The following is a 21,225-nucleotide window of genomic DNA, read 5'->3' as shown; positions in this document are numbered from 1 at the left end:
AAGGTCCGCCACCAGGGTAAAGGCAGCCACGCCGGTTACTGACGCTCAAATTCATCGATACATGGTTCAAGCGTTGCGATGAGATGCGGGATGTCCTCTTTAACCGTGTCCCAGATCTCGTCAAGATCCACTTTGCCATAGGAATGAATGAGCATGTCCCGCATCCGTGCCATAGATGACCATTCGATTGACGAGAACCGGCGTATTGTCTCCGGGGAGAGCCGCTTCGATACTTCCCCGATCACTTCGAGGCACCGGATAACTGCGTACTGGCCCTTCCGATCCGAAAGAAAGGATTCCCGGGTCTGGTTCTTCGTGAACTCGTGTGCGTCCTTTGCCATAAGGAGAAGGTCGAGAAGATAGGCATCGTCACGCGACATAGACCGGCACCATTGTTGAAAGGATCGTCTTTTTCCGTATGTGATTCCGGCTTTGTTCTATGGCCTTGCGGGTAATGAGATCGATACGCCTGCCAAAAACCCGTTCAAGTTCTTCCTCCATTTTTGCGAGATGAAGAAGGGTATGCACAGAGCCGGGTTTGAAATCCACGATGATATCAATGTCACTTTCCGGGCGGAAATCAGCCCTTAAGGCAGAGCCGAAGACCAGGAGTTCGCGTACGTTCCACTTTTTACAGAACTCTTCTATCTTTTTTTCCCGGCTCACGATGAGTGGATTCATGATCGTTTCACTCCCGAATTTCCCTGTACCTGATGAATATCGCTGTTGTTTACGGTTTTAGCTGCTGGCTGTTTATAGATTCTTGCTCTGGGGCGGGGGTACCGGCAACTGCAAAAGAATTATTCTCTCATATCATGCCGGAGTATAGATCTCTTTTTCCCTTTCCTTGTGATGGCCGTTCGATCGTTTCCCGCTGATTAGACGGGAGCTGCGTTCCCGGTTCGCCTGTGTTCCGCCCTCTGCTCCCGAGCGGCTGGCCTGCGTCGGGATTGGTGCTGCCGCCCGGGCGCGGCCGGATCTATGGAAAGGCGGGGCCCGGGACCGGGCCGGGATCGCGTCCGCAGGCACGGGATTTTCTCCCAAGACTTCAAACCCCTGAATCCGGATTTCGTTTGGCGTTTTTGCTTCCATGGGCAGTCATTTGATTTGTGCCTGGCAAGGTAACCAGTCGTCTTTGTTAAGAACGATATCCCGGATCTTTTTTGGAAATGATGAAAATTATATCAATTAAGGCCACCAATTAATTTCATTAATTTTTTTAATTTTTGTGGAGAAACGATTACGATGGTTAATCCGTACAGCGCTGAACACCCGGTCCCTCCGGAAAAATTTGCCGGACGGGTACACCAGATTGAGGAGTTTGATCGGTTTCTTGCAGATACTATCGACGGGAATTTTAAAGAATCTGGCCATCCTTGGGGGATGGGGGATCGGAAAGACCTCGCTGTTACGGACATTCAAGCATCGTGCGGAGCACAGGAATTGTGCCGCGACAATCATTGAACTGGGTGAATCTACCGATTCATTCATCGCGCTTTTTGAGACGATAACCCGGAGCCTTGCAAAGGATGCAACCCCGATGAGCGGAGCGGCAGTGAAAATCCGGGAGTTTCTTGAGGGGCTTTCCCTGAGTGTAAACTACGGACCCGTCGGGATATCCTATTCGGATAAGAAGAAAGTAAACCCGGACATGTTCCGGTTCAAAGAAGATCTCATCTCTATATCCGGTACGCTTGATGTTCCCTACCTGATTATGCTGGATAATGCAGAGCAGCTGCTTGCGATCAAGGGCGCCATATTTGAACTGCGGAATATCTTCCAGATGATCCAGTCTGCCGATGGTATACGATGCATGCTGATCCTCTCGGGTAAAGAGACCTTGTTTGCCGATATGCGTTCGGCATCCGAACCGGCGGTGCGTTTTTTCTGGGGGATTGATCTTGGTCCGTTCTCGCGGGAAGAAACTTACGAGGCGATAACCAAACCGCTTACCGGTACCGGTATTGTTTTCGAGGATGCCTGTATGGACAGAATTTTCGAGCTTACCCGGGGACATCCCTATTTTGTGCAGGTTTTTGCCTATAATCTTTTTTCCTCCAAGACCGGGGTCCGGATCACTGTTGCGGATCTGGAACAGAACTTTTCCCGGATTCTTGCATATCTGGGGAAGAGATTATTCGAAAGTATTTATTCCCGGACAAGCCAGAACGAGCGGAAGATCCTCCAGGCTTTTGTTTTGTCCCATAAGGATTTGTTGAGTAATACGGAGATCGCAGAATTGAGCGGTGTGAAAAGCGTGAATATCTACTTAAAGAACCTGAGTGGTTCCCCTGCACCATTGCTGTCCAGGGTTGAGCGGGGAAAATATTCGTTGTTTCACCCGCTTTTTGCGGAATACCTGAAGAATATCCGGAGTTGATTAAAAGACCCGGCTTTTATTCCTCCGTTCCGGTCTTCTCACACTCCTGCATTCGGGGGCAACTTTGCATAAGGGCCCGATCTTTTCGGGCGGGTTTTTACGTGTTCGTCCAGGTATTCCGCTCACAACGAGAAGGCCATCTCCGGTAGAACTGCACAGACCCGGGTTCCCCGTCCCACCTCCTCCTGCATCTTTTCTTGTTCCCGCTCCCGGCCCGCGTTCCCGGTTCGCCTGTGTCCCCTCTCCTGCTCCCGTGCGGCTGGCATGCGCCAGAATTTGTGCTGCCGCCCGGCCGGAATATGTTTTTTAGAAATCCCGGTATGCCTGTTTCCTGTGTTCGATTTCAAGAACATGAATAATCAGGAGGTCATCATGGATTGAGAGCAGTGCACGAACGTCTCTTCTGACACGGAGTGAATACACCGGATGATCCGGGTTTGACGCCTTCATTTTTTTGATGAACTGGTACGGGTCATCCCGTATCTGGTGAATCGCACTGACAACCTTCCGGGCAATCTCCCGGGGTAATTTTTCCAGATCCCGGTCTGCACGATGGGTGTACTGTACTCTGTACGGGCTCATTCAGCACCGTATTTCTTCCGGATTTCCTCTTCAGGGATCAGGTTTCCCGCTTTGATATCATGGAGACCTTCTTCCAGACCCCGGATAGCATCGGCACTGAGCGGTTCATCGTCAACAGCAAGATTCACCAGGCGTTCAATAACGTCATTGTACGATTCTTTCGGGTGACGTTTCAGGGTGTTCAGCTGGGTTTTGAGATCTTCCCGGATGTAAATGGAACTTGCAGCCTGCATAGTAAGACCTATAGGTGACTATAGATATTAAACCAGATCCTTCGGGATTGCCCGCGGCGGAGGTACGGGGGGTGTCATCCCCTGCCAGGTCGCATGCTCACCCAGGCCCCGCCGTCCACCTTGCGTCCGCCCGGGGCCCCCGACAGGTCTCATCACGAATTATATTCCGCGAACCACTACAAGTAACGACAAAAAGAATTTACGTTTGGATGCCAACGGATCAGGTACAAAACCACTCCATCATCTTATTATTATTGGGACGGCGGATGAAGACGGTGTGTTTATTGTCTCTTGTCCTCAGTTCAAAGGCTGTCATACCTACGGCAGGACTATTGAGGAAGCACGTTCCCGGGTCAAGGAGGTTATTGAGACGTGTCGAGAGTGTTGACAGGTTTTTGAATGTTATTTAGAGATCCTGCCGGATTGCGTCATTCCGGCCGGGGATTTCTTTAATAATTCTTCCGGCTCTCTAGAAAACTGTGGATCATCAGCGCCCGTATTTCTTATGGGCCTGCTCGATGGTCATCACAAAATGAACCAGGACCCGTTTTGCTTCTTTGTCAATTGTATAGAATGCCGTATACCTTCTGCCAACGTGTATCCGGTACGAGATGATTCCCCCGGGTAGTACGAGTTTCTCTTTATCGCCGCCTTTCCCCGGCCAGGGACCGGCTGCCAGCCGGTCAAGAGTGGTAACGATGATCTGTTGATCTTTTACGGGCAGGAGATCGATAAACGCCCGGGCTTTTGGCCCGGCAACCACGGTAAAACCCAAGGGTACCAGATCCGGATCGTCTATGCCGGGAGACCCTGGCGTTTGTTCCGGGTAATCTTGGGTGTGGTCCGTTCTCCCGTTGCATATCCTTTATTTTTCCGTGCCTTGATCTCATTGAGAGGAACAAAATCACCTTCTTCAAGGGATTGCCGGATATCTTCCTCAAGCCGCTGTTTCTTCTGGAGGTCGATCATCTCCACGAGGATGTCATCGTAGGTCTGCCCGGCCCTCCGCAGCTCTGCAAGGTCTTTCCAGACCGGTTCGGACACGGGTATCCGCTTGGTAAGTGCGGTCATATACAATATTGTAACTATTGTAAACGGATAAATCCTGCGATAGATTGGATCTTATGTCACCGGGCTCGTGCAGATGTGTCGGAAATCCGGGTTTTTCCGGCACGTTCCCCTGGTTCCCTGCACTATATCCCCGGCCCGCCTATCCTCCCTCGCATCCGCCCGGCCCTCTTCATAATCCTTTCTCCGGTGCACCGCTCCCGGTCCATCCGAGCGTTCACGGCGAAAATTATCGATCCGGCATAATATTCTGCAGGAATTTCAAAAATAAAATATATTCAACCTTTTCATGCAAACGAAAGATATATCGTGTCATATTTTGATCAACGGTTTTATGTTAAAAATTGGTAAATGTAAATTACTAATTTTTAACGCGCGCGGGGCGGTGCCCTGCGCGGAGGTACAGAACATGAAGAAACAAGAACACATGAACAGACAATGGTGGATGGCCTCGGCGGTCGTCCTCCTGTTTGTCGCGCTGGCGGTTGCGCCGGTGGCGGCGGATTATCCGTGAGCTGATTGTCTGCGGATGATTCAGAATATTAAAATTCTTTCATCACAACCATTATCTTTAATTCCCTGCTATTATGATGTGAATTATCCGGTTGTGATGAATTGTGTCTGCGATCAAAACGAATGCCGTGTATAAAGAAGGGACGCTCATACTTGAGGATCGCGTGAACCTTCCGGAACATGCCCGGGTAGAAGTTGTGATCCGGAAAAAATTTTCTGATTTTGTAAAAAAATTCGGTGAACCGGAGGCTAAAGAGGATATTGATACTATCCTTGCGAAGAACCGGAGACGAATACGGGATGCCTGAGTTTTCTTCCTGTGTTATCGATACCTCCGTTATCATCAAGGCACTCTTCTCCCCGTCACGAAAGAATGCGGGCGTTACCTATTCTAGGGAATTAAAAACTCATCACTCTTGTATCGCATTGCTTGCTGCTCTTGATGACCACGGGATAGAAGTGATCCTTCCCCGCTGCGGCCTTATCGAGATTGCTGCGGTATCCATAAGGCTTTCCAATTCTCACAATTCCAAGGATATCTGTAATGAAGTGGAAAACAGCTACACGCTTGTCCCGGAAGATCGTGTTTACGAGACTGCGATGACCATTGCTCTTGATGAAGGATGTCCAGGTTTTGATACCTATTTTCTTGCGCTTGCCGAGCTGAAGTCGGTTCCATTGTTTACTGACGATGCGGGGATGTTCCGGATCTGCCAGCGGAGATCGATTGCTGCCTGGCTGATCCGGGATCTTGATCCGGAATCGCTTTTTACCAGATGAGTCCCCTGACCCGGGGCATGTTCATGGGATGATTGTTCCATCCGGTACCCCCGCCGTATCCCCTTTGCGTCCGCCCGATCTCGCCCATAATCCTTTCGCAGCCGCACCGCTCCCGGTCCATCCGATCGTTCACGGCGAGGATTTTTTATCCGGCCCGATATGCCGCAGGAATCCCTAAAACAAATTATATTCTTATTTTTCACTCAGTTGAAAGATATATCGTGTCATATTTCGATTAACAGTTTGATGTTAAAAATTGGTAAAACCAATTACTAATTTTTAACGCGCGCGCGGGGCGGTGCCCTGCGCGGAGGTACAGACTATGGCAAAAGAAAACAAGGACATGAACAGATTGTGGTGGATGGCCTCTGCGGTCGTCCTCCTGTTCGTCGCTGCGGCAGTGGTGCCGGTGGCGGCGGATAAGATTATTTCCCTACAATGAGTGAATCTATCAGTGTACAATGTAAAGCATGCCGCCGCTGGCACGTACGGGTCCAACATTGGCGGGGATGGGAGCATGTACGGCTGGCTGTCACTCGCATGAAGTAGCGTTCTGCCGCGAACGCTCGTCCAGGAGATCGCGCAATACTTCCCTGCCCTGCGGCTCCGGGATCTCACGTCTCATGCTCCGGGCAGTTGTCAGCCAGAGATCTATCGCGGTCTTGATCTCCCGTAATGCCTGTTCTTCGCTTTCACCATATGCCGAGCAGCCGGGCAATTCCGGTACCACCGCAATATACCCCTCATCATCTTCGCTGTAGAAGATCTCTATTGCATATTTATACACCGGGCTCCTCCTCCAGAAGCGAATATTTTTCAATGATTGTACAAAGCTGTTTTACCTGACATGAGTTTCGCCATTTCTTACCTGGTCCATCAGATCATTTCTTCTTTGAGATCTCATCCCGGAATTGTTCAAGGGGCATCGTTTCCGGTTTGAAGAACCCGGCGTTTTCCAACATAGCCGGAATACGGTACTTGATCAGGTTCTTGTCTGAAGTCAGGAAATAATCTGAATTGTACGCCATCGCATATGCGTGGTTAAGTCCGGTCCGTGGGTTCGCGGATCGTGACATGATTATTCCTGAATCCGCCGGAGATATTCTTCCCGCGTCATGCCGATAGTTTTCATATTATTGAGGATGATCGTAACAGGGACTTCATCATACCGGGGAATCACGACTGCCCGTTTTGCAGAGGGATGGTGGAAGATCAAATGATCGCCGCTCTGGCGAATAAATGTGCATCCTGATTTTTCAAATACCCGTACCTGTGTTTTCCAGTCTGTTGGGGAAATTTTTTTCATCAGGCATCACACGCGACAGACCTGGAGAAGTTGCTGGCGAACAAACGATCTCGTATCGTGGAATATATATATTCCGTATTATTGTATTGAGACCGGGACCCGGATCTCTTCAAAGCAAACGATCTTTTTGCCGGTCTTGATCACATCCCCGTCCCGGGTATACCCGGATTCGCTGAGCAGATCATCAAGAGTTCCCAGTTTTTCCGTTTCTTCCAGCTGAATAGCGATGACTTCCAGTAAGTTCTTACGCGCTTCTTCCGGTGTGTGACCGCAGCTGGCGATATCGAGCTCCGGGCAATAGGACGTATACATGCCCCCCTCTTTCCAGATTTCGGCAGTGGTGATGAGATTCCGCATATGCCCTCTCTCCGGTTACCTGTATGTTTGTACCTGGTAATGAGATATGTGGTGCTGGAACTCAAGGCATTCATTGCATGTCCAGGTATTGTGCCGGATAATGGATGTTCAATGCACGGGAAATACCGGAGTATCGAGAAAAATAGAGGGGTTCATGGACGAAGAGCTTTCAATCGTTTCATATCGGCGTTGTGCTCTTCCTCACTGACTGCAAATGCGATCTTTCCCCGAACAATTCCACCCCCGTACGGGAGCAGGCCTCTCCGGTAGGGTTTCCCGATAACGTCTTCCGGTTTGAATTTTTTTGCCGGCATTTTTTCGAGCACCTTTGTCTCTTATGTTGTATTGTGTATCTGATAAGGATTTGTGAGGGAGTCGCCGGAGTATCATCCCCTGCCGGGTCGCATGCACTCCCCGGCCCGCCTATCCTCCCTCGCATCCGCCCGGCCCTCTTCATAATCCTTTCTCCGGTGCACCGCTCCCGGTCCATCCGATCGTTCACGGCGAGAATTATCGATCCGGCATAATATGCCGCAGGAATCTCAAAAACAAATTATATTCTCATTTTTACTTGGCCGAAAGATATATCGTGTCATATTTTGATCAATGTTTCATTGTTAACAAACCGCCATGATCAATGGTTTTTTGTTGACGCGCGCGGGGCGGTGCCCTGCGCGGAGGTACAGACTATGGAAAAAGGAAACAAAGACATGAACAGACTATGGTGGATGGCCTCTGCGGTCGTCCTCCTGTTCGTCGCGCTGGCGGTTGGGCCGGTGGCGGCGAATTATAATGTAACGCCGTACTCAAACAGTGCGCCGTATACGAACAATCACACGTATATCCCGATGGCAAATCCTCCCATCAGATTCAGTAGCACATATCTGGGTGACCCGTATTATTACGTCAACCTGACGAAACCCACGGGTGGACTGAACGCGCTCCACATTACGAATAACACTGCGGATTTCAAAGGATTCTGCGATCAGACGAATGCCCTTTCTGGTACATTCTATGTATCGGATACTGGCGGAAAAGGTGGTGAGGATGACATTATCCTCCTCATAGCGGTCAACAGTAGTGAACCAACAGATATCAGCAATTTCAGCATTAACATCAAGGAGCGTGGGTATTACTGGATACCAACATCAACTGGGTCTCCCAATCAGACCGTCGTTTACAAAGATCCGTCAATTGACGTGACACTCAACGCAGATAACTACTTGGAAAATAATTCCGTAGATCTATTCCAGAAATGGAAGTTTGCACCAACTGCGGAGTATCCCATCTACTGTGATCAGGATATGGGATCCGGAAGCTTATTATTCAAGTTTATCGTGGTTGATAACAAGATTGGAACAATCAACGGTACCTGGTATAATGCAAAATACGATCCCGACCTGATATATAACAATGGTACAACGAAGATCGAATACAACATCCTGAGTGCTCCCTCAGACAAGGCAAGGATTGCCTTCAATGTCTATGCAGCTAACAACCAGACCTCGCTGGGGAAGGAGTCCCTGGCACCGGGTATCAACTGGCTGAATATGGTGTATTCTTATGATCAACGGACCGATGGATTAATTAAGCCGAATTCCAGCGGATGGTTGGTTATTCCGCCATCTGAGTAGCCTTAACTTGAAATTATTAAAGCCGAGTGATGTCGAATTTCGGCAGTAAATCCCTCTTTTTTTGGATATTTTCAACGAGAAACACCTGATTATTATTTGGGATTTACACGTACTCTTGTCTTATCTTTTTGTAAAAAATAAAATATTAACTTTTTAAAAATGTAAATAGAAATCAATTTACGTAGCCCTTTTCAAAATATGACAATAATGGATATGATTTGCTGTTTCCCTACCCAGTCCTTCTTCCTGTTTGTTCCGGATATTGTTGTTCTAATGATCTCGCGGATGGCAACAAGATTCCTAATACCCCCTGACAATATAACTATGAACCAGATAACCCGTTACGAAGTAGGGTTCTCGTGTTCATTCACCGGGAATATCCGCCGTACATTCTCCCTCCCAGAGGAAGTGTGGGGGATATGAAAATATATGAGTTCAGATTCCGTATAGGAATCCTTATTCTTTTCCTTGCCCTGTTGTTTGTTCCGGTCGCAGCAGAGCTTGCGAATACTGCATGGCCAAAATTCCAGCACGATCTCCAGAACACTGGACGATCTCAGTATACCGGATCACAATCAAATACAACCAAATGGATTTATACGAATGCTGGAGACTTTTGGTACGTTAATCCAGTTATTGGATTTGATGGGACCATTTATATTGGAAGTCAGGATGCGAATCTCCGAGCTTTGGATCCAAACGGAACTCAAAAGTGGCAGGTATCGTTGAGTAGTTCGACATCTTTTATTTATGGTTCGCCTGCAATTGGTGCAGATGGAACCATCTATGTGGAGAGTAACGATTATAAGCTTTTCGCAATTAATCCAAACGGAACCAAAAAGTGGCAATCCGCTACGTTCGGTACTTCCCTATATGGTTCACCTGCGATTGGTGCAGATGGAACGATTTATGTTGGAGCCGATGCATTATATTCGTTCGATCCCCAAGATGGAACCCTGAAATGGAGCAATACGACAGGAACCGCACAATATGCTACCCCGGCGATTGGATCGGATGGCACCATTTACATTGGAAGTGAATCAAAGAATACCCTCTATGCATATAATCCGGATGGAACCCTGAAGTGGAGTAATTCTTCTGCAAATGTGCCTTTCAGGGCCTCACCAGTGATTGGATCAGATGGAACAATCTATATCGGTTCGAGTAGTACTTCCAAATTTTATGCATTTAATTCGGATGGAACCCTGAAATGGAGCAATACGACAGGAGGAAAAATGTATGGTTCAGCTGCAGTTGGTGCGGATGGAACTATTTACGTCGGATGCAATGATAAAAAGGTATATGCATGGAACCCGGATGGAACCCTGAAATGGAGCTACACTACGGGAGGTGTAATATTATGGGCTTCACCTGCAATTGGTGCGGATGGAACCATCTACATCGGAAGTCGTGATGGTAAAATCTATGCTCTCAATCCAACTGGAACTCTGAAATGGTTTTATCTTACTAACGGAGTAAGACCTGATGGTTCTCCCTCAATCGGTTCGGATGGAACACTATATATTACAAGTTATTCCGGCAGTAGGGGATTATATGCATTTACTGGTGTAGTAGACTTTTCCGCAAGTCCAATCAATGGTTCAGCACCTCTTAGCATTAAGTTCATAGGCTCATCGCCTCTCGCGGTAACTACGTGGCACTGGGACTTCGGGGATGGCATGACATCGGACGAACAGAACCCGGAGCATTCCTATGCAAATCCCGGTTCATATACCGTCAAACTGACGATCACTCACGCCAGTGGAACAAACTATGCAATCAAATCTGATTATATCAAGGTTTATTCTCCACCGGCCGCAGGTTTCACATCGGACGTCACCTCCGGGAAAAGCCCGTTTACCGTTCAGTTTACCGACACGTCGACAGGTTCACCAACATTGTGGCACTGGGACTTCGGGGATGGTGTGACATCGGATATTCAGAATCCAACCCATTCTTATTCCACTACAGGAACAGATACGGTAACATATACCGTCAACCTGACGGCAACCAACTTAGCTGGGAGCAACAAGACAAGCAAAACAGGATATATCACGCTCTATTCGACTGCGCCGGTTGTCTCATTTACCGGATCCCCAAGAGTAAGCGGAAAAGCGCCCCTGACCGTGCAGTTCCACGACACCTCGACCCTTCAGCCAACCGCGTGGCTTTGGGACTTCGGGGACGGGAGCAATGAAAATGCGACCATGCAGAATCCGGTCCACACGTATGCAAGTTCAGGCACCTATATGGTAAATCTTACCGCAAAAAATGCCATCGGCTGGGGAACCAATCTTTCAAAACCGGGATTCATCACGGTCGTAACGCCAGGGCCTATAAATATGGACTACCCCTATCTCTACGTAGCCAATGACGAGGGAGTCAAGTACGATATCAACGGCACCAATCTTGTCTATGTCCCCAATACCTACTCTTTCGCCACGATGGGGGGACTGAACGCCCTGCACATCTCATCGGGAAACTCCGTCTCTGATATAACCACCACCACCAACCAGTCCGGTACATTCTATTTCACCCATACCGGAGGACAATCGACCGTGCCCGAGGGGATCCTGATGCTCGCCGTCAACGGGACGATCCCCGATGATTTCCGTGTCCATATCCGGTCGAGCGGGGACAACTGGACGCCTCCCGGTCCTGCCTATTCTAATGGGGGCTTACCGTCAGTGTGGAATTATGTCGAAGGCGCCGTAGACCAGACATTCACGAAGGATGATTTCATCTACGGCCCCCAGAGCTGGAAACCCGATGGATATCCGATCTATTACGGGGAGGACCAGGCCGATCCCATCAACCAGTTCCGGATCATGTTCATCGACCTGAACGCCGGAAAAGCATATGACAATATCAAAATTGAATATGCGTTCACCAACCTGACGAGTTTCGCTGCATTCAATGCGTACGGGTGGTATCTTGCCAGTAATCACGGTACCATGATCATGACCAACGATGTCCTGGGGGGCTCCACCTACGGTGCCAGTGGGTATTCGGTCATCGGGATTCCGGCAGCTCCGGTTGCTGGATTCTCACCAAGTACGACATCGGAATATAATCTTGTTCCCATCCGGTTTACCGACACATCGGCAAATGTCCCGCAATCCTGGCTCTGGGACTTCGGTGACGGTACTACATCGACCCTCCAGAACCCGTCCCACCCATTTGCCTCAGGGGGGACTTACTCAGTAAAACTCACGGCGACGAATATAAAAGGCACAGACTTAACGACCCGGACAATAAACATATCCGTTCCCCCGGTTCCGGTTGCGGACTTCACTGCGGATGTCACCTCAGGTATCTCACCTGTAGCGGTTCAGTTCAACGATACCTCAACCAATTCCCCGGTTGCTTGGTCGTGGGACTTCGGGGATGGAATCACCTCGACCGAACAGAACCCGATCCATTGGTATGCGCCTGGGACATACACGGTTAACCTGACCGTAATGAATGGCGGGGGCAATGACAGTCTCCTGAAAACAAATCTCATCACGGTCACTCCATCAGTGGCAACCAACCGGTTCAGTAACCCCGGATTCGAGACGGGAGATCTGACAGACTGGACCGCAGGCGTTGGGTATACATCCGTCTCCTCAAGTAAAGTACATACTGGAAATTATGCCGTTTTTTTCGATTATATGGGTCACACTACATATGATTACATTGCGCAGCATGTCGATCTGACTGATATTTCCAACATCTCGTTCTGGGGATATGAGGACGGCAGTAGTTCTTATAACCAGTATTTTAAAACCTATATCGATGGTGTCTTGGTCCAGACCGATATATGCGCCCATAGCTGGACACAATATAGAGTCCCGATATCCGGGTACACCGGAGTTCATCTGGTGCAAGTTGCATTCGATGTGAATAGTCTGGGAATGAATGCCAACATCGACGACTTCTGCGCCGGTTCCGCCACCACCTGTGGTGGCAGCGGCACACCCACTCCCTCCCCTGTCGCCTCCTTCACCGCCACCCAGGTCAACGGCGTCGCCCCGCTGGCCGTAACCTTCACCGACACCTCGACCAACAGCCCGACGTCATGGTCCTGGAACTTCGGTGATACTGCGACCTCGACGTACCGGGACCCGACACACACCTACGGCTCGGCCGGGACCTACCCGGTCAAGCTCACGGTAACTAATGCCGGGGGAAGCAGCACCGTTACAAAGGCCGGCCTCGTGTACGTGGTCAACGCCACCGGCCCGGTCCCGGGTAACAACAAGACATACATCCGGACAGCGAACCACGACGGCATCCGGTTCAACGATAACGACAACGGCACGTATTACCTCCCGACGGGATCGGGCGGTCTTGGCGTGCTCCATCTCTCGACCGATCCTGCGGACACGTCCAACAAGATCACGATAACGAACAGCCAGTCCGGGACATTCTATATCACCGGGGATTCGTACGAAGACGAGGTCGTCCTCCTGCTGGCGGTCAACGGCACCATCCCGGACGATTTCACGGCCCGGATCAAGACCAGCGGGTACACGTGGACGCCGGTTTCTGGAAAAGCACCGTCTGCAGGCACGTACACCTACCAGTCCACGGCCCTCGACCAGACGTTCACGAAAGCCGACCTCTTCTACGGCCCGCAGAGCTGGAAACCCACGCAGGGCAACGCGGACTACCCGCTCTTCAAGGGAGAGGAGATGAACAGCCCGGCCAGCCAGTACCGGCTGATGTTCATCGACACGAGATCCGGCCTGCTCAGCAGCAGTCCGGGCCTGAAGAACAACGGCGCGGTCCGGGTCGACTACGCGTTCACAAACCTTCCGGACAACGCCGTCTTCAACGTGTACGGGTACCGTGCCTCGTCCGGCATGGGCTGGACCAACCCCATCGATAGCGGGTACTCCGTCACCGCGAAGGTGATCCCCCCGGTCGCGGACTTCGCCGCCAGCCAGACCGAAGGCATCGCACCGTTCAACCCGAGGTTCAGGGACACCTCGCTCAACACGCCGACCGGCTGGGCATGGGATTTCGGCGATGACGGTACCTCAGCAAAACAGATCCCGGACTACACCTACACGAAAGCCGGCACCTATTCGGTCAAGCTCAACGCAACCAACAGCAAGGGCTCCGATACGAAGATCCGGACAAACTACATCACAGTAATCAACCCGGTCAGCACGAACAAGACCTTCGAACTCCCGGGTATCGTGACAAACGCCACCGGATCGAGCCAGGGCATCAACATCAGCGCCGCCAATGCAACCATCGACAGTACCAATACGAATATCGTCACGGTGGACAATGTCGGCACTGCCTGGGACCACCTGAAGATCACTCTCGATGCTCCTGCCGTGACCGACTCCGGGAACGTGACCGGCACGGTAAAGAGCCTGGAGGCCGTTGCCACCAACGTCAGCGTGAATATCGACTCGCTCGGCAAACCGAATGTGACGCTTACCCTTACGCTCTCGCAGCTCCCGAATAGCTCGGCCGCGATCAACAGCACTATCACCTCCGACCCGGACTCCTCGGTCTGGAGCTCGTTCACCATTCTCGCCGCATCGGAAAAGAAGAACATCATCGCCACCGCGTACACGGTATACTTCTCGAAGTCCGGTATTGACAACTACGGGAGCGGCGGCATCATCAAAAGCGCCAACATCACGATGGCCGTCAACCACACCTGGGTCGAGGACAACGGCGGGACCTCCCGGATCAAAGTCATGCACCGGTCGGACGAAGGCACGGTCACGTTCCTCGCAACCGAATGGACCGGCCTCTGCGCTGCGGACGGCAACGACTACTTCGTCGCCATCTCCCCCACCGGCCTCTCGACATTCGTCCTGACCGCATACGCGCCGGTGACGACAACGACCAGCAGCAGTTCATCATCGTCCTGGTCGTACTATGAGTACGGCGACAGTTATTCCTATTACCCGCCCACCGCGGCAATTCCTGCGGTCACGGCAACGGGGACAGCGACCGCCACGCCGACCGCAACCCCGGTCCAAACCGAACCCACGAAACAGAAGGTGAGGATCACCCCGTGGCCGACCGAAGAGGTGCAGCCCGCACCGCAGCAGGATGTTGCCGGGGTCATTGCCGATACCGCAACCGCACCGGGAAAAGCCGTGGGGCTGTGGAAGAACCCCTGGTTCCTGGTGGCGGAAGCCATCGCCGCAATCGCCATCCTCACGGTAGCGGTTGCCGGGTACATCCGGAAGCGTCGCCGCGACCGCGACCCGCTCAGGTGGGAGTACAAATGACGGCCGGAGCGCCGGCATTGTGAGCTGAGGACATCGGGAACAACGGGATCATCGGCAGCACCGGGAAGACGCCAGTCTGTATCTGTTCCCAGCCCGGCGTCTATGCGGTATAGTATGAGTACCTCGGTAAAGACAGGCTTCATTACGGCGGATTAGCCCGGGGTGGATATGCAGGAGTGGGGGATACCCCCTATTTTTCGGGCGTATCCAAGAGATTCTTTGAGGGAAAATTATCTCTTTAATTTGAGGTTATTTTTCGGAACCGAGGGGTAATCAGACCCAGAGGTAGTGAAGATTTCTCCAGAAATCTTCGAACACGGAGCCCATTTTGAAAAACGGCTTTCCAGACACTCGCCTTTTTTCGTGAATTGCAGCAGGCGGTTTTGGAAATACGGGTGAACCGGGGAGATTTTCAGGATCTGGGTGCCATTTCAGCCTCTAAAAATCGCCTAATTGGTGCCTTTTGGATGGAGGATCGCTATTTTTTCCGGACATGAGCACGCGAAACGAACCGGGATGGCGTTTCCACAACCGTCCCCGCATACTTCCTTCAGAAGAACAGTCCCCCGGTATCGTTCAAAACGAATATCCGGATATGCCCTGGCAGGCGATTGCCGGTAAACCCGGCTTTGCTGAAAGCCTTTATTGCAGCATGACCGGATATTACGGGAAGTTTTACCATCGTTATAGGGAGACTTCGGCAACCTTGCTGCCCTGCCTGCGGTGCGCACGCTCGTTCAGTACGGCAACGCATCCTTGATGTTCTCCAGTGCCTCCTCCATGCTCTCCCCTTCGGAATGACAACCGGGGAGCGCGGGGCAGCTGGCCGTATATCCGCCATCTTCGGTATCCGGCGTTATGACAACTTTGAAGATCATACCAATGGACAATAGTGCTTCTTTGAATCTGATAATAATTTTAAAGGGGAGAAGAGGAGGAATCGCAACAAAATACGGTGGCACCAGCGCCGTTAATAATCTCCCGGGCTCCACTACTTGTAATGGACCCGACCTTCGAGCGCAACGCCGTCATCGCACAGCTGGAGAAAGCCATTGCCCCGCTTGCGGAATCGATCAGCCAAAAGCTCATTCCCCCGACGGGTGCGCAGATCGGTTACGCGATCCGCGGCGCCCGGGACAACGGGGGCGTTGCAGCGGTTGAAGGAAGGATCACGGGCGCTGGAAAACCTGCTGGTGCATGTGCCTTCGGCGCGGACGAGGAGATTGCACGGGTGATCCTTACTGTCATGAAATTCGACCCGCTCCGCAGGAGTGCTGCGATTCTCCGATATTCCGACAGGGCCCTTGATGTCCTGGACGGGAACCTGTTCCTGGAATGTGCCTCTTTTAATGCAGCACGGGCACCGAACGGGATCAACACGATGGACTGGGGAATCGCATCGTGCTGCCGGGAGGAAGTCCCCGACGTGATTTTTACGGAAGACCGCAGTGATAAAAACGCCCCGCTTATCCTCCTTGGCGAGGAGCCGGTCGACGTTGCAAACAATATCATTATCTGCTCAAACCGCATTTAACATATAGAATCCTTGAGGAATCGTTCATGGGAATCAAGCCGTCATATATCAAGACAATGGGAACCGAGCTCCTGAACAAGCAGCGGGAGAACTTCTCGAGCAACTTTGATGAGAACAAGCAGCAGCTGGGCTCCTCCGCGGTCATCGGGAGCAAGCGTGTCCGGAACCGGATCGCCGGATACATTACAAGAAAAATAAATACCAAGAAACGCTCATAACCTGTTCATGTTCGAAGGTGTCCTTCCGGCAATCATAACCCCTTTTAAAAGAACCCCTGCAATGGGCCTGGACATCCCGGGTCTTGAGCGGAACATCAGTTTTCTTCTTTCCCGCGGCATCCACGGGATTGTACCCTGCGGTTCGACTGGAGAGTCTGCGACCCTGACGTTCGATGAACACGAGAAGGTCATCGATATCACGGTCGACAAGGTCAATGGCAGGATCCCCGTACTTGCCGGTACGGGTTCCAACAACACTGCCGAGGCAGTGCGCCTGACGAAGGCGGCGAAGGACATCGGTGCGGACGGCGTGCTCGTCATCAGTCCGTACTACAACAAGCCCAACCGTGCGGGGCTCATCAGGCACTACACGAAACTTGCAGACCTCGACATCCCGGTTGTCATGTACAATGTCCCGGGACGGACCGGCCAGAACCTGGAGCCCGATCTTGTCGCGGAACTGGCGCAGCACCCGAATATCGTCGGGATCAAGGAAGCAAGCGGCAATATCGGCCAGATCTCAAGGGTGATCGAGGAGACGCAGGACGAGGACTTCCACGTTATCTCCGGCGATGATGGTATCACGCTCCCGATCCTTACCCTTGGCGGGTCCGGTGTCATTTCTGTTACGGCAAATGTCGACCCGGCCCGGATGGTGGCGATGTACGAGGCGTTCAGGCAGGGCGATTACCAGAAGGCCCTGGTGATCCACTATGCCATGTCCCCCCTCCACCGTGCTATGTTCATCGACACCAACCCTATCCCGGTCAAGAAGGCGGTCGAGCTGATCGGTCTTGCAGGCGGCCCGGTCCGTCTCCCGCTCGATGAGCTGGATGCAAAGAAGACCGAACAGCTCAAAAAAGTGCTTTCAACCATCCCGATCAAGCGATCTGTACCGAAGGCAAAGGCCGCAGCAAAGAAGCCGGTGAAGGCAGCAGCGGCAAAAAGGAAAACCAAACCCGCTGCACCACGGCGCACGCGGTGATTTGGTCATGGTAAAAGTAGTCATCTGCGGAGCTTCGGGCAGGATGGGCCAGACCCTCGGGAGGATGGTCCATGAATCCGATGACCTGGAACTGGTTGGGGGCATCAACCTCAAACCCAGTTCCTTTTTCGGCGCCGAGATCGTTGAAGCAAAAGATGCCGATGCGCTCCTGAAAAGGACAAAGGCAGATGTTGTCATCGATTTCACGATTGCCAGTGCGGTTGTCGGGAATGTCCAGGTGGCGGCAAGGAACAATTGCGCCCTGATTATCGGCACTACTGGTATATCCCCGGCACAGCGTGCTGAGATGGAGAAAGCGATCCTCGGCCATGTCCCGGCTGTCATCACCACCAACTTCTCGATCGGGGTAGCCATCTTCCAGCAGCTCGTGCGCGAATCGGCACGGCTCTTGAAAGACTATGATATCGAGCTTATCGAGGCACACCACCGGAACAAGAAGGACGCCCCGAGCGGCACGGCAAAAACCCTCCTCCAGATCATCGAGGAGGAGGCCGGCACCCGCGAGAAGCTGTACGGTCGCGAAGGCATGACCGAGCGGAAGAACGAGATCGGTGTGCACGTGATCCGGGGCGGGGACATTGTTGGCGACCATAAGGTCATGTACTCGAAGAACTTCGAGACGATAGAGCTCTCCCACCGGGCCTATGATCGTTCGGTCTTTGCCAGCGGTGCCCTGCGTGCGGCTCGCTGGGTTGTCGGGAAGAAGCCCGGCATTTACGACATGAATGACGTCCTCGGCCTGAAGAAATAACCTCTCCCCTTACCAATCCCGTTTTTTCACTCCGTTTTTTACTCCCTTCTCCGGTCCTGATCGCCCTGCCAGTTCTGTGCCCGGATAGTAACCCTTTTTTTACCCTGAATAGAAACATATATCCCGGAGTGAACGAGTTGGTAGCAATCGTTGACAACGATAAGTGTACCGGATGTGAAACCTGCGTGAGCGAGTGTCCTGCATCGGCAATCGCCATGGAGAACGACAAGGCAAAGGTTGACAAGGACATGTGTGTCGACTGCCAGACCTGCGTGGATGTCTGCCCGTCTGAAGCTATCCACATGGAATAAGGTGTCCGGTTCCTGCCGGCTCTCTTTTTGTTTTTGTGTATTTCCCGTATTGGGATTTTTCCAGGGCTATGGGGCGTATCATACATAACCGTGCCCGTTTTGTTAACGGGCAGGTAGCACCCGGATGTCGTCGCCAGCATATTTCCCGTAATATAAATTATAAAAAACAACGTTTTTATCATCCTAAGTGAAATGGGATTTTACAACCCGCCATTATTCAAGAAGGAACGGGGAAAACAAACATACAGGACCTGTCATCATGATCAATGTTGGAGTGCTCGGTGCTACCGGCGCGGTTGGTCAGCGATTCGTTGAACTTCTTGCGGATCATCCCTGGTTCAAACTTACGACGCTTGCCGCTTCCGATCGCAGTGCGGGAAAACCCTATGGAAAGATTGTGAAATGGCGCCTTGATACGCCATTTCCGGAGAATATCGGGAAGATCAAAGTCGTCCCGACCTCTCCTTCCGCCATGAAGAATGTCGACCTTGTCTTCTCCGCCCTCCCGGCGGACATCGCGACCGCTACGGAGACGGAGTTTGCCGATGCCGGCATCGCGGTGTGCAGCAATGCAAGTTCCCACCGTATGGAGCCCACGATCCCGCTCGTAGTACCGGAAGTCAATCCGGAACACCTGGGCCTGATCGATGTCCAGAAGGATACGGGCCGTGACGGCTTTATCGTCACGAACCCGAACTGCTCAACCATTATGATGGTTACTGCGCTCGCTCCCTTAAGAAAATTCAAGTTCACCGATATCCGGGTTGCGACCATGCAGGCGATCTCCGGAGCAGGATTCGAAGGCGTGGCAGCGATGGCGATCTACGATAACGTGATCCCGTACATCGGCAAGGAAGAGGAGAAGATGGAGACGGAAGCGCTCAAGATCATGGGCACGTTGAAAGGAAAGAAAGTCGTAAACGCTCCGTTCAAAGTCAGCGCAAGCTGCCACCGCGTGCCGGTGATTGACGGTCATACCATGGCCGTATGGGCGGATATCAAAGAGCCGCTTGCCAAAATCCGGAAGGCATACATGGACTACAAGCCCCCGATCAAGGGCCTGCCGACCCAGCCTGCGGAATCGGTACACTTCTTTGACGAGGAGCCCGATCGGCCCCAGCCCCGCCTTGACCGCATGAGAGGGAGAGGCATGACCGTGTCCGTAGGCCGGCTCCGTGAAGGCGTCCGGTTCGTTGCCATGGGTCACAATACCATCCGTGGTGCTGCCGGGGCAAGTGTACTGAATGCAGAACTGATTGTGAAGAAGAAATATCTCTAGAGTACGGGAGGCACCTATGCAGCAGCCGAGAGAGAACACAGTATTCGTCGGCAACAAGCCGGTCATGAACTACGTGCTAGCCGTGGTCACCCAGTTCAACAATGGTGCACCTGAAGTTGCGATAAAGGCCCGGGGAAAGGCAATCTCCCGTGCCGTGGATACTGCAGAAATAGCCTTAAACCGCTTCCTTGAGGGAGTGACCAAGAAAGAGATCCTCACCTCAACGGAGATCATCGATACCGATACCGGCAAAACGAATGTCTCGTCCATCGAGATCATCCTTGCCAACAATAAATAATATATTTTTATATCATATCCGTCGCGCATTTTCACGGTTTTTCGACGATATCCGCGCTCCAATAACCAAAAACGCTTTAAGCGCTCTTCACGAAATGAGTATGTTATGCGAGCCCGTGCCGTGGCACTGATCCTGCTCCTGGCGGTACTCCTGGCAGCACCAGCCCTTGCTGCCGAGGAAGACCGGTACGGGTACATCAAGGTATACGATGTCGATGTCCAGCTGGACAATGGCACGGCAAATATTCACGTGAACTATTCTGTTGACGAGAGCACCAGGATTATCTTCTTTTTCTTCGGAAAACAGGACCTGAAAAACAAGCTGATGAAGATCCTGAACTATGACGACGCAAAGATCCAGCGTATCGATCTCGAAGGTGCCGAGTTCACCGTCAATGAAGCGGCAGTCTCCTATGGCGACGGGATCTACTGGTACCCGGCCCATACCTTCAATGTTGTCATCCCCAACCTTACCGTCCGGTCCCCGCAGGTGACCCGGAATTTCACCATGGTGCGGGAGTTCCCGAGCGGGATCGGGTATTTCTCCCTGGCCGAAGTTCCTGTCCGTCAGGGGTAACGGTCGCGCTGCTTTTTCCCCCTTAACGACTTTTATTACACTCTTCTCCCGTGCACACTATTGCGAGCCCCCCGCTCCTTGGGACAGGGCCCTGCCAGATAGTGGAATCGGGTACACACCAAGTTAGTTTACCCTGTTATGGAGGAAAGACCTG

25 protein-coding genes are annotated in these 21,225 nt (G+C 51.8%); 13 read left to right on the top strand and 12 right to left on the bottom strand.

The genetic code is table 11. The features are described from left to right. Nucleotides 1–35: 35 nt before the first annotated feature. Together METFOR_RS08815 and METFOR_RS08810 are read right to left on the bottom strand one after the other, a co-directional pair. The gene (locus METFOR_RS08815; protein WP_015285783.1) at nt 36–380 is read right to left on the bottom strand and encodes a HepT-like ribonuclease domain-containing protein; all 345 of its coding nucleotides are present in this window, start codon (nt 378–380) and stop codon (nt 36–38) included. Further along, nucleotides 370–681, bottom strand: coding sequence for a nucleotidyltransferase family protein (locus METFOR_RS08810; RefSeq protein WP_015285782.1), 312 nt, complete (start codon nt 679–681; stop codon nt 370–372). Before METFOR_RS08810 ends, METFOR_RS08815 begins: the two co-directional genes overlap by 11 nt. Nucleotides 682–1,333: 652 nt before the next feature. Here METFOR_RS08810 and METFOR_RS08800 point away from each other — a divergent pair. Then, nucleotides 1,334–2,380: an ATP-binding protein gene (locus METFOR_RS08800; protein WP_148277646.1), complete on the top strand. Its 1,047-nt coding sequence runs from the start codon at nt 1,334–1,336 to the stop codon at nt 2,378–2,380. Between the two features lie 306 nt (nt 2,381–2,686). Here the strand turns inward: METFOR_RS08800 and METFOR_RS08795 are convergent, their stop codons facing one another. The 4 genes from METFOR_RS08795 to METFOR_RS08780 all read right to left on the bottom strand — a co-directional run bounded on the left by METFOR_RS08795 (nt 2,687) and on the right by METFOR_RS08780 (nt 4,266). Beyond that, nucleotides 2,687–2,962, bottom strand: a complete 276-nt coding sequence (locus METFOR_RS08795; RefSeq protein WP_015285779.1) for a type II toxin-antitoxin system RelE family toxin — start codon at nt 2,960–2,962, stop codon at nt 2,687–2,689. Beyond that, a complete protein-coding gene (locus METFOR_RS08790; RefSeq protein WP_015285778.1) occupies nt 2,959–3,195 on the bottom strand; it encodes a DUF7557 family protein in 237 nt (78 codons plus the stop codon). Before METFOR_RS08790 ends, METFOR_RS08795 begins: the two co-directional genes overlap by 4 nt. Before the next feature lie 487 nt (nt 3,196–3,682). Further along, nucleotides 3,683–3,970, bottom strand: coding sequence for a type II toxin-antitoxin system RelE family toxin (locus METFOR_RS08785; RefSeq protein WP_048110898.1), 288 nt, complete (start codon nt 3,968–3,970; stop codon nt 3,683–3,685). A 20-nt stretch (nt 3,971–3,990) separates the two neighbouring features. After that, the gene (locus METFOR_RS08780; protein WP_015285775.1) at nt 3,991–4,266 is read right to left on the bottom strand and encodes a hypothetical protein; all 276 of its coding nucleotides are present in this window, start codon (nt 4,264–4,266) and stop codon (nt 3,991–3,993) included. Between the two features lie 614 nt (nt 4,267–4,880). On the opposite strand from METFOR_RS08780, the gene METFOR_RS08770 reads away from it, so the two are divergent. Both METFOR_RS08770 and METFOR_RS08765 read left to right on the top strand, forming a co-directional pair. After that, on the top strand, nt 4,881–5,084 hold the full coding sequence (locus METFOR_RS08770; protein WP_052310779.1) for an antitoxin AF2212-like protein: 204 nt from the start codon (nt 4,881–4,883) through the stop codon (nt 5,082–5,084). Beyond that, entirely contained in the window at nt 5,077–5,556 is a 480-nt protein-coding gene (locus METFOR_RS08765; RefSeq protein ID WP_015285773.1) for a type II toxin-antitoxin system VapC family toxin, read from the top strand. The genes METFOR_RS08770 and METFOR_RS08765 overlap by 8 nt, the downstream gene beginning before the upstream one ends. Before the next feature lie 532 nt (nt 5,557–6,088). On the opposite strand, the gene METFOR_RS08760 is transcribed toward METFOR_RS08765, so the two are convergent. The 5 genes from METFOR_RS08760 to METFOR_RS15815 all read right to left on the bottom strand — a co-directional run bounded on the left by METFOR_RS08760 (nt 6,089) and on the right by METFOR_RS15815 (nt 7,533). Then, a complete protein-coding gene (locus METFOR_RS08760) occupies nt 6,089–6,343 on the bottom strand; it encodes a type II toxin-antitoxin system HicB family antitoxin (protein WP_015285772.1) in 255 nt (84 codons plus the stop codon). A 94-nt stretch (nt 6,344–6,437) separates the two neighbouring features. Beyond that, entirely contained in the window at nt 6,438–6,632 is a 195-nt protein-coding gene (locus METFOR_RS08755; RefSeq protein WP_015285771.1) for a hypothetical protein, read from the bottom strand. 2 nt (nt 6,633–6,634) lie between these two features. Beyond that, a complete protein-coding gene (locus METFOR_RS08750) occupies nt 6,635–6,862 on the bottom strand; it encodes a type II toxin-antitoxin system HicA family toxin (protein WP_015285770.1) in 228 nt (75 codons plus the stop codon). Nucleotides 6,863–6,940: 78 nt separating this feature from the next. After that, the gene (locus METFOR_RS08745; protein WP_015285769.1) at nt 6,941–7,219 is read right to left on the bottom strand and encodes a type II toxin-antitoxin system HicB family antitoxin; all 279 of its coding nucleotides are present in this window, start codon (nt 7,217–7,219) and stop codon (nt 6,941–6,943) included. Between the two features lie 152 nt (nt 7,220–7,371). Next, nucleotides 7,372–7,533: a hypothetical protein gene (locus tag METFOR_RS15815; RefSeq protein ID WP_015285768.1), complete on the bottom strand. Its 162-nt coding sequence runs from the start codon at nt 7,531–7,533 to the stop codon at nt 7,372–7,374. Between the two features lie 375 nt (nt 7,534–7,908). On the opposite strand from METFOR_RS15815, the gene METFOR_RS08740 reads away from it, so the two are divergent. Next, nucleotides 7,909–8,853 carry a hypothetical protein gene (locus METFOR_RS08740; RefSeq protein ID WP_015285767.1) on the top strand — a complete coding sequence of 315 codons (945 nt, stop codon included), beginning with the start codon at nt 7,909–7,911 and terminating at the stop codon, nt 8,851–8,853. Nucleotides 8,854–9,272: 419 nt separating this feature from the next. Then, a complete protein-coding gene (locus METFOR_RS15355; RefSeq protein ID WP_015285765.1) occupies nt 9,273–15,098 on the top strand; it encodes a PKD domain-containing protein in 5,826 nt (1,941 codons plus the stop codon). 737 nt (nt 15,099–15,835) lie between these two features. On the opposite strand, the gene METFOR_RS15000 is transcribed toward METFOR_RS15355, so the two are convergent. Next, nucleotides 15,836–15,976 (bottom strand): type II toxin-antitoxin system HicB family antitoxin, encoded by a 141-nt coding sequence (locus tag METFOR_RS15000; RefSeq protein ID WP_015285764.1) that lies wholly within the window; start codon nt 15,974–15,976, stop codon nt 15,836–15,838. A gap of 122 nt (nt 15,977–16,098) precedes the next feature. Here METFOR_RS15000 and METFOR_RS08725 point away from each other — a divergent pair, with 122 nt between their 5' ends. The 8 genes from METFOR_RS08725 (at nt 16,099) to METFOR_RS08690 (ending at nt 21,071) form a co-directional block, all read left to right on the top strand. Continuing rightward, nucleotides 16,099–16,632 carry a thiamine-phosphate synthase family protein gene (locus METFOR_RS08725; RefSeq protein WP_015285763.1) on the top strand — a complete coding sequence of 178 codons (534 nt, stop codon included), beginning with the start codon at nt 16,099–16,101 and terminating at the stop codon, nt 16,630–16,632. A gap of 26 nt (nt 16,633–16,658) precedes the next feature. Further along, the gene (locus METFOR_RS08720) at nt 16,659–16,850 is read left to right on the top strand and encodes a 30S ribosomal protein S17e (protein ID WP_015285762.1); all 192 of its coding nucleotides are present in this window, start codon (nt 16,659–16,661) and stop codon (nt 16,848–16,850) included. A 7-nt stretch (nt 16,851–16,857) separates the two neighbouring features. After that, nucleotides 16,858–17,835 carry a 4-hydroxy-tetrahydrodipicolinate synthase gene (gene dapA / locus METFOR_RS08715; RefSeq protein WP_015285761.1) on the top strand — a complete coding sequence of 326 codons (978 nt, stop codon included), beginning with the start codon at nt 16,858–16,860 and terminating at the stop codon, nt 17,833–17,835. A gap of 7 nt (nt 17,836–17,842) precedes the next feature. After that, nucleotides 17,843–18,607 carry a 4-hydroxy-tetrahydrodipicolinate reductase gene (gene dapB, locus METFOR_RS08710; protein ID WP_015285760.1) on the top strand — a complete coding sequence of 255 codons (765 nt, stop codon included), beginning with the start codon at nt 17,843–17,845 and terminating at the stop codon, nt 18,605–18,607. 137 nt (nt 18,608–18,744) lie between these two features. After that, a complete protein-coding gene (locus METFOR_RS08705; protein ID WP_015285759.1) occupies nt 18,745–18,918 on the top strand; it encodes a DUF362 domain-containing protein in 174 nt (57 codons plus the stop codon). A 259-nt stretch (nt 18,919–19,177) separates the two neighbouring features. Then, nucleotides 19,178–20,197 carry an aspartate-semialdehyde dehydrogenase gene (asd, locus tag METFOR_RS08700; RefSeq protein ID WP_015285758.1) on the top strand — a complete coding sequence of 340 codons (1,020 nt, stop codon included), beginning with the start codon at nt 19,178–19,180 and terminating at the stop codon, nt 20,195–20,197. Between the two features lie 16 nt (nt 20,198–20,213). After that, nucleotides 20,214–20,495: a DNA-binding protein Alba gene (gene albA, locus METFOR_RS08695; RefSeq protein WP_015285757.1), complete on the top strand. Its 282-nt coding sequence runs from the start codon at nt 20,214–20,216 to the stop codon at nt 20,493–20,495. Between the two features lie 105 nt (nt 20,496–20,600). Further along, nucleotides 20,601–21,071, top strand: a complete 471-nt coding sequence (locus METFOR_RS08690; protein WP_015285756.1) for a hypothetical protein — start codon at nt 20,601–20,603, stop codon at nt 21,069–21,071. Nucleotides 21,072–21,225: the final 154 nt, after the last annotated feature.

This window comes from Methanoregula formicica SMSP (assembly GCF_000327485.1).
Classification (GTDB): domain Archaea; phylum Halobacteriota; class Methanomicrobia; order Methanomicrobiales; family Methanospirillaceae; genus Methanoregula; species Methanoregula formicica.
Note: the sequence above shows the minus strand (reverse complement) of the source record. Positions and strands in the feature narration are given on the sequence as shown.

What these genes read in the sequence shown, in the direction of transcription:
- METFOR_RS08815 (WP_015285783.1), bottom strand. Translation starts at nt 380, where the DNA reads ATGTCGCGTGACGATGCCTATCTTCTCGACCTTCTCCTTATGGCAAAG.
- METFOR_RS08810 (WP_015285782.1), bottom strand. Translation starts at nt 681, where the DNA reads ATGAATCCACTCATCGTGAGCCGGGAAAAAAAGATAGAAGAGTTCTGT.
- METFOR_RS08795 (WP_015285779.1), bottom strand. Translation starts at nt 2,962, where the DNA reads ATGAGCCCGTACAGAGTACAGTACACCCATCGTGCAGACCGGGATCTG.
- METFOR_RS08790 (WP_015285778.1), bottom strand. Translation starts at nt 3,195, where the DNA reads ATGCAGGCTGCAAGTTCCATTTACATCCGGGAAGATCTCAAAACCCAG.
- METFOR_RS08780 (WP_015285775.1), bottom strand. Translation starts at nt 4,266, where the DNA reads ATGACCGCACTTACCAAGCGGATACCCGTGTCCGAACCGGTCTGGAAA.
- METFOR_RS08765 (WP_015285773.1), top strand. Translation starts at nt 5,077, where the DNA reads ATGCCTGAGTTTTCTTCCTGTGTTATCGATACCTCCGTTATCATCAAG.
- METFOR_RS08755 (WP_015285771.1), bottom strand. Translation starts at nt 6,632, where the DNA reads ATGTCACGATCCGCGAACCCACGGACCGGACTTAACCACGCATATGCG.
- METFOR_RS08750 (WP_015285770.1), bottom strand. Translation starts at nt 6,862, where the DNA reads ATGAAAAAAATTTCCCCAACAGACTGGAAAACACAGGTACGGGTATTT.
- METFOR_RS08745 (WP_015285769.1), bottom strand. Translation starts at nt 7,219, where the DNA reads ATGCGGAATCTCATCACCACTGCCGAAATCTGGAAAGAGGGGGGCATG.
- METFOR_RS15815 (WP_015285768.1), bottom strand. Translation starts at nt 7,533, where the DNA reads ATGCCGGCAAAAAAATTCAAACCGGAAGACGTTATCGGGAAACCCTAC.
- METFOR_RS08740 (WP_015285767.1), top strand. Translation starts at nt 7,909, where the DNA reads ATGGAAAAAGGAAACAAAGACATGAACAGACTATGGTGGATGGCCTCT.
- METFOR_RS15355 (WP_015285765.1), top strand. Translation starts at nt 9,273, where the DNA reads ATGAAAATATATGAGTTCAGATTCCGTATAGGAATCCTTATTCTTTTC.
- METFOR_RS15000 (WP_015285764.1), bottom strand. Translation starts at nt 15,976, where the DNA reads ATGATCTTCAAAGTTGTCATAACGCCGGATACCGAAGATGGCGGATAT.
- METFOR_RS08725 (WP_015285763.1), top strand. Translation starts at nt 16,099, where the DNA reads ATGGACCCGACCTTCGAGCGCAACGCCGTCATCGCACAGCTGGAGAAA.
- METFOR_RS08720 (WP_015285762.1), top strand. Translation starts at nt 16,659, where the DNA reads ATGGGAATCAAGCCGTCATATATCAAGACAATGGGAACCGAGCTCCTG.
- dapA (WP_015285761.1), top strand. Translation starts at nt 16,858, where the DNA reads ATGTTCGAAGGTGTCCTTCCGGCAATCATAACCCCTTTTAAAAGAACC.
- dapB (WP_015285760.1), top strand. Translation starts at nt 17,843, where the DNA reads ATGGTAAAAGTAGTCATCTGCGGAGCTTCGGGCAGGATGGGCCAGACC.
- asd (WP_015285758.1), top strand. Translation starts at nt 19,178, where the DNA reads ATGATCAATGTTGGAGTGCTCGGTGCTACCGGCGCGGTTGGTCAGCGA.
- albA (WP_015285757.1), top strand. Translation starts at nt 20,214, where the DNA reads ATGCAGCAGCCGAGAGAGAACACAGTATTCGTCGGCAACAAGCCGGTC.
- METFOR_RS08690 (WP_015285756.1), top strand. Translation starts at nt 20,601, where the DNA reads ATGCGAGCCCGTGCCGTGGCACTGATCCTGCTCCTGGCGGTACTCCTG.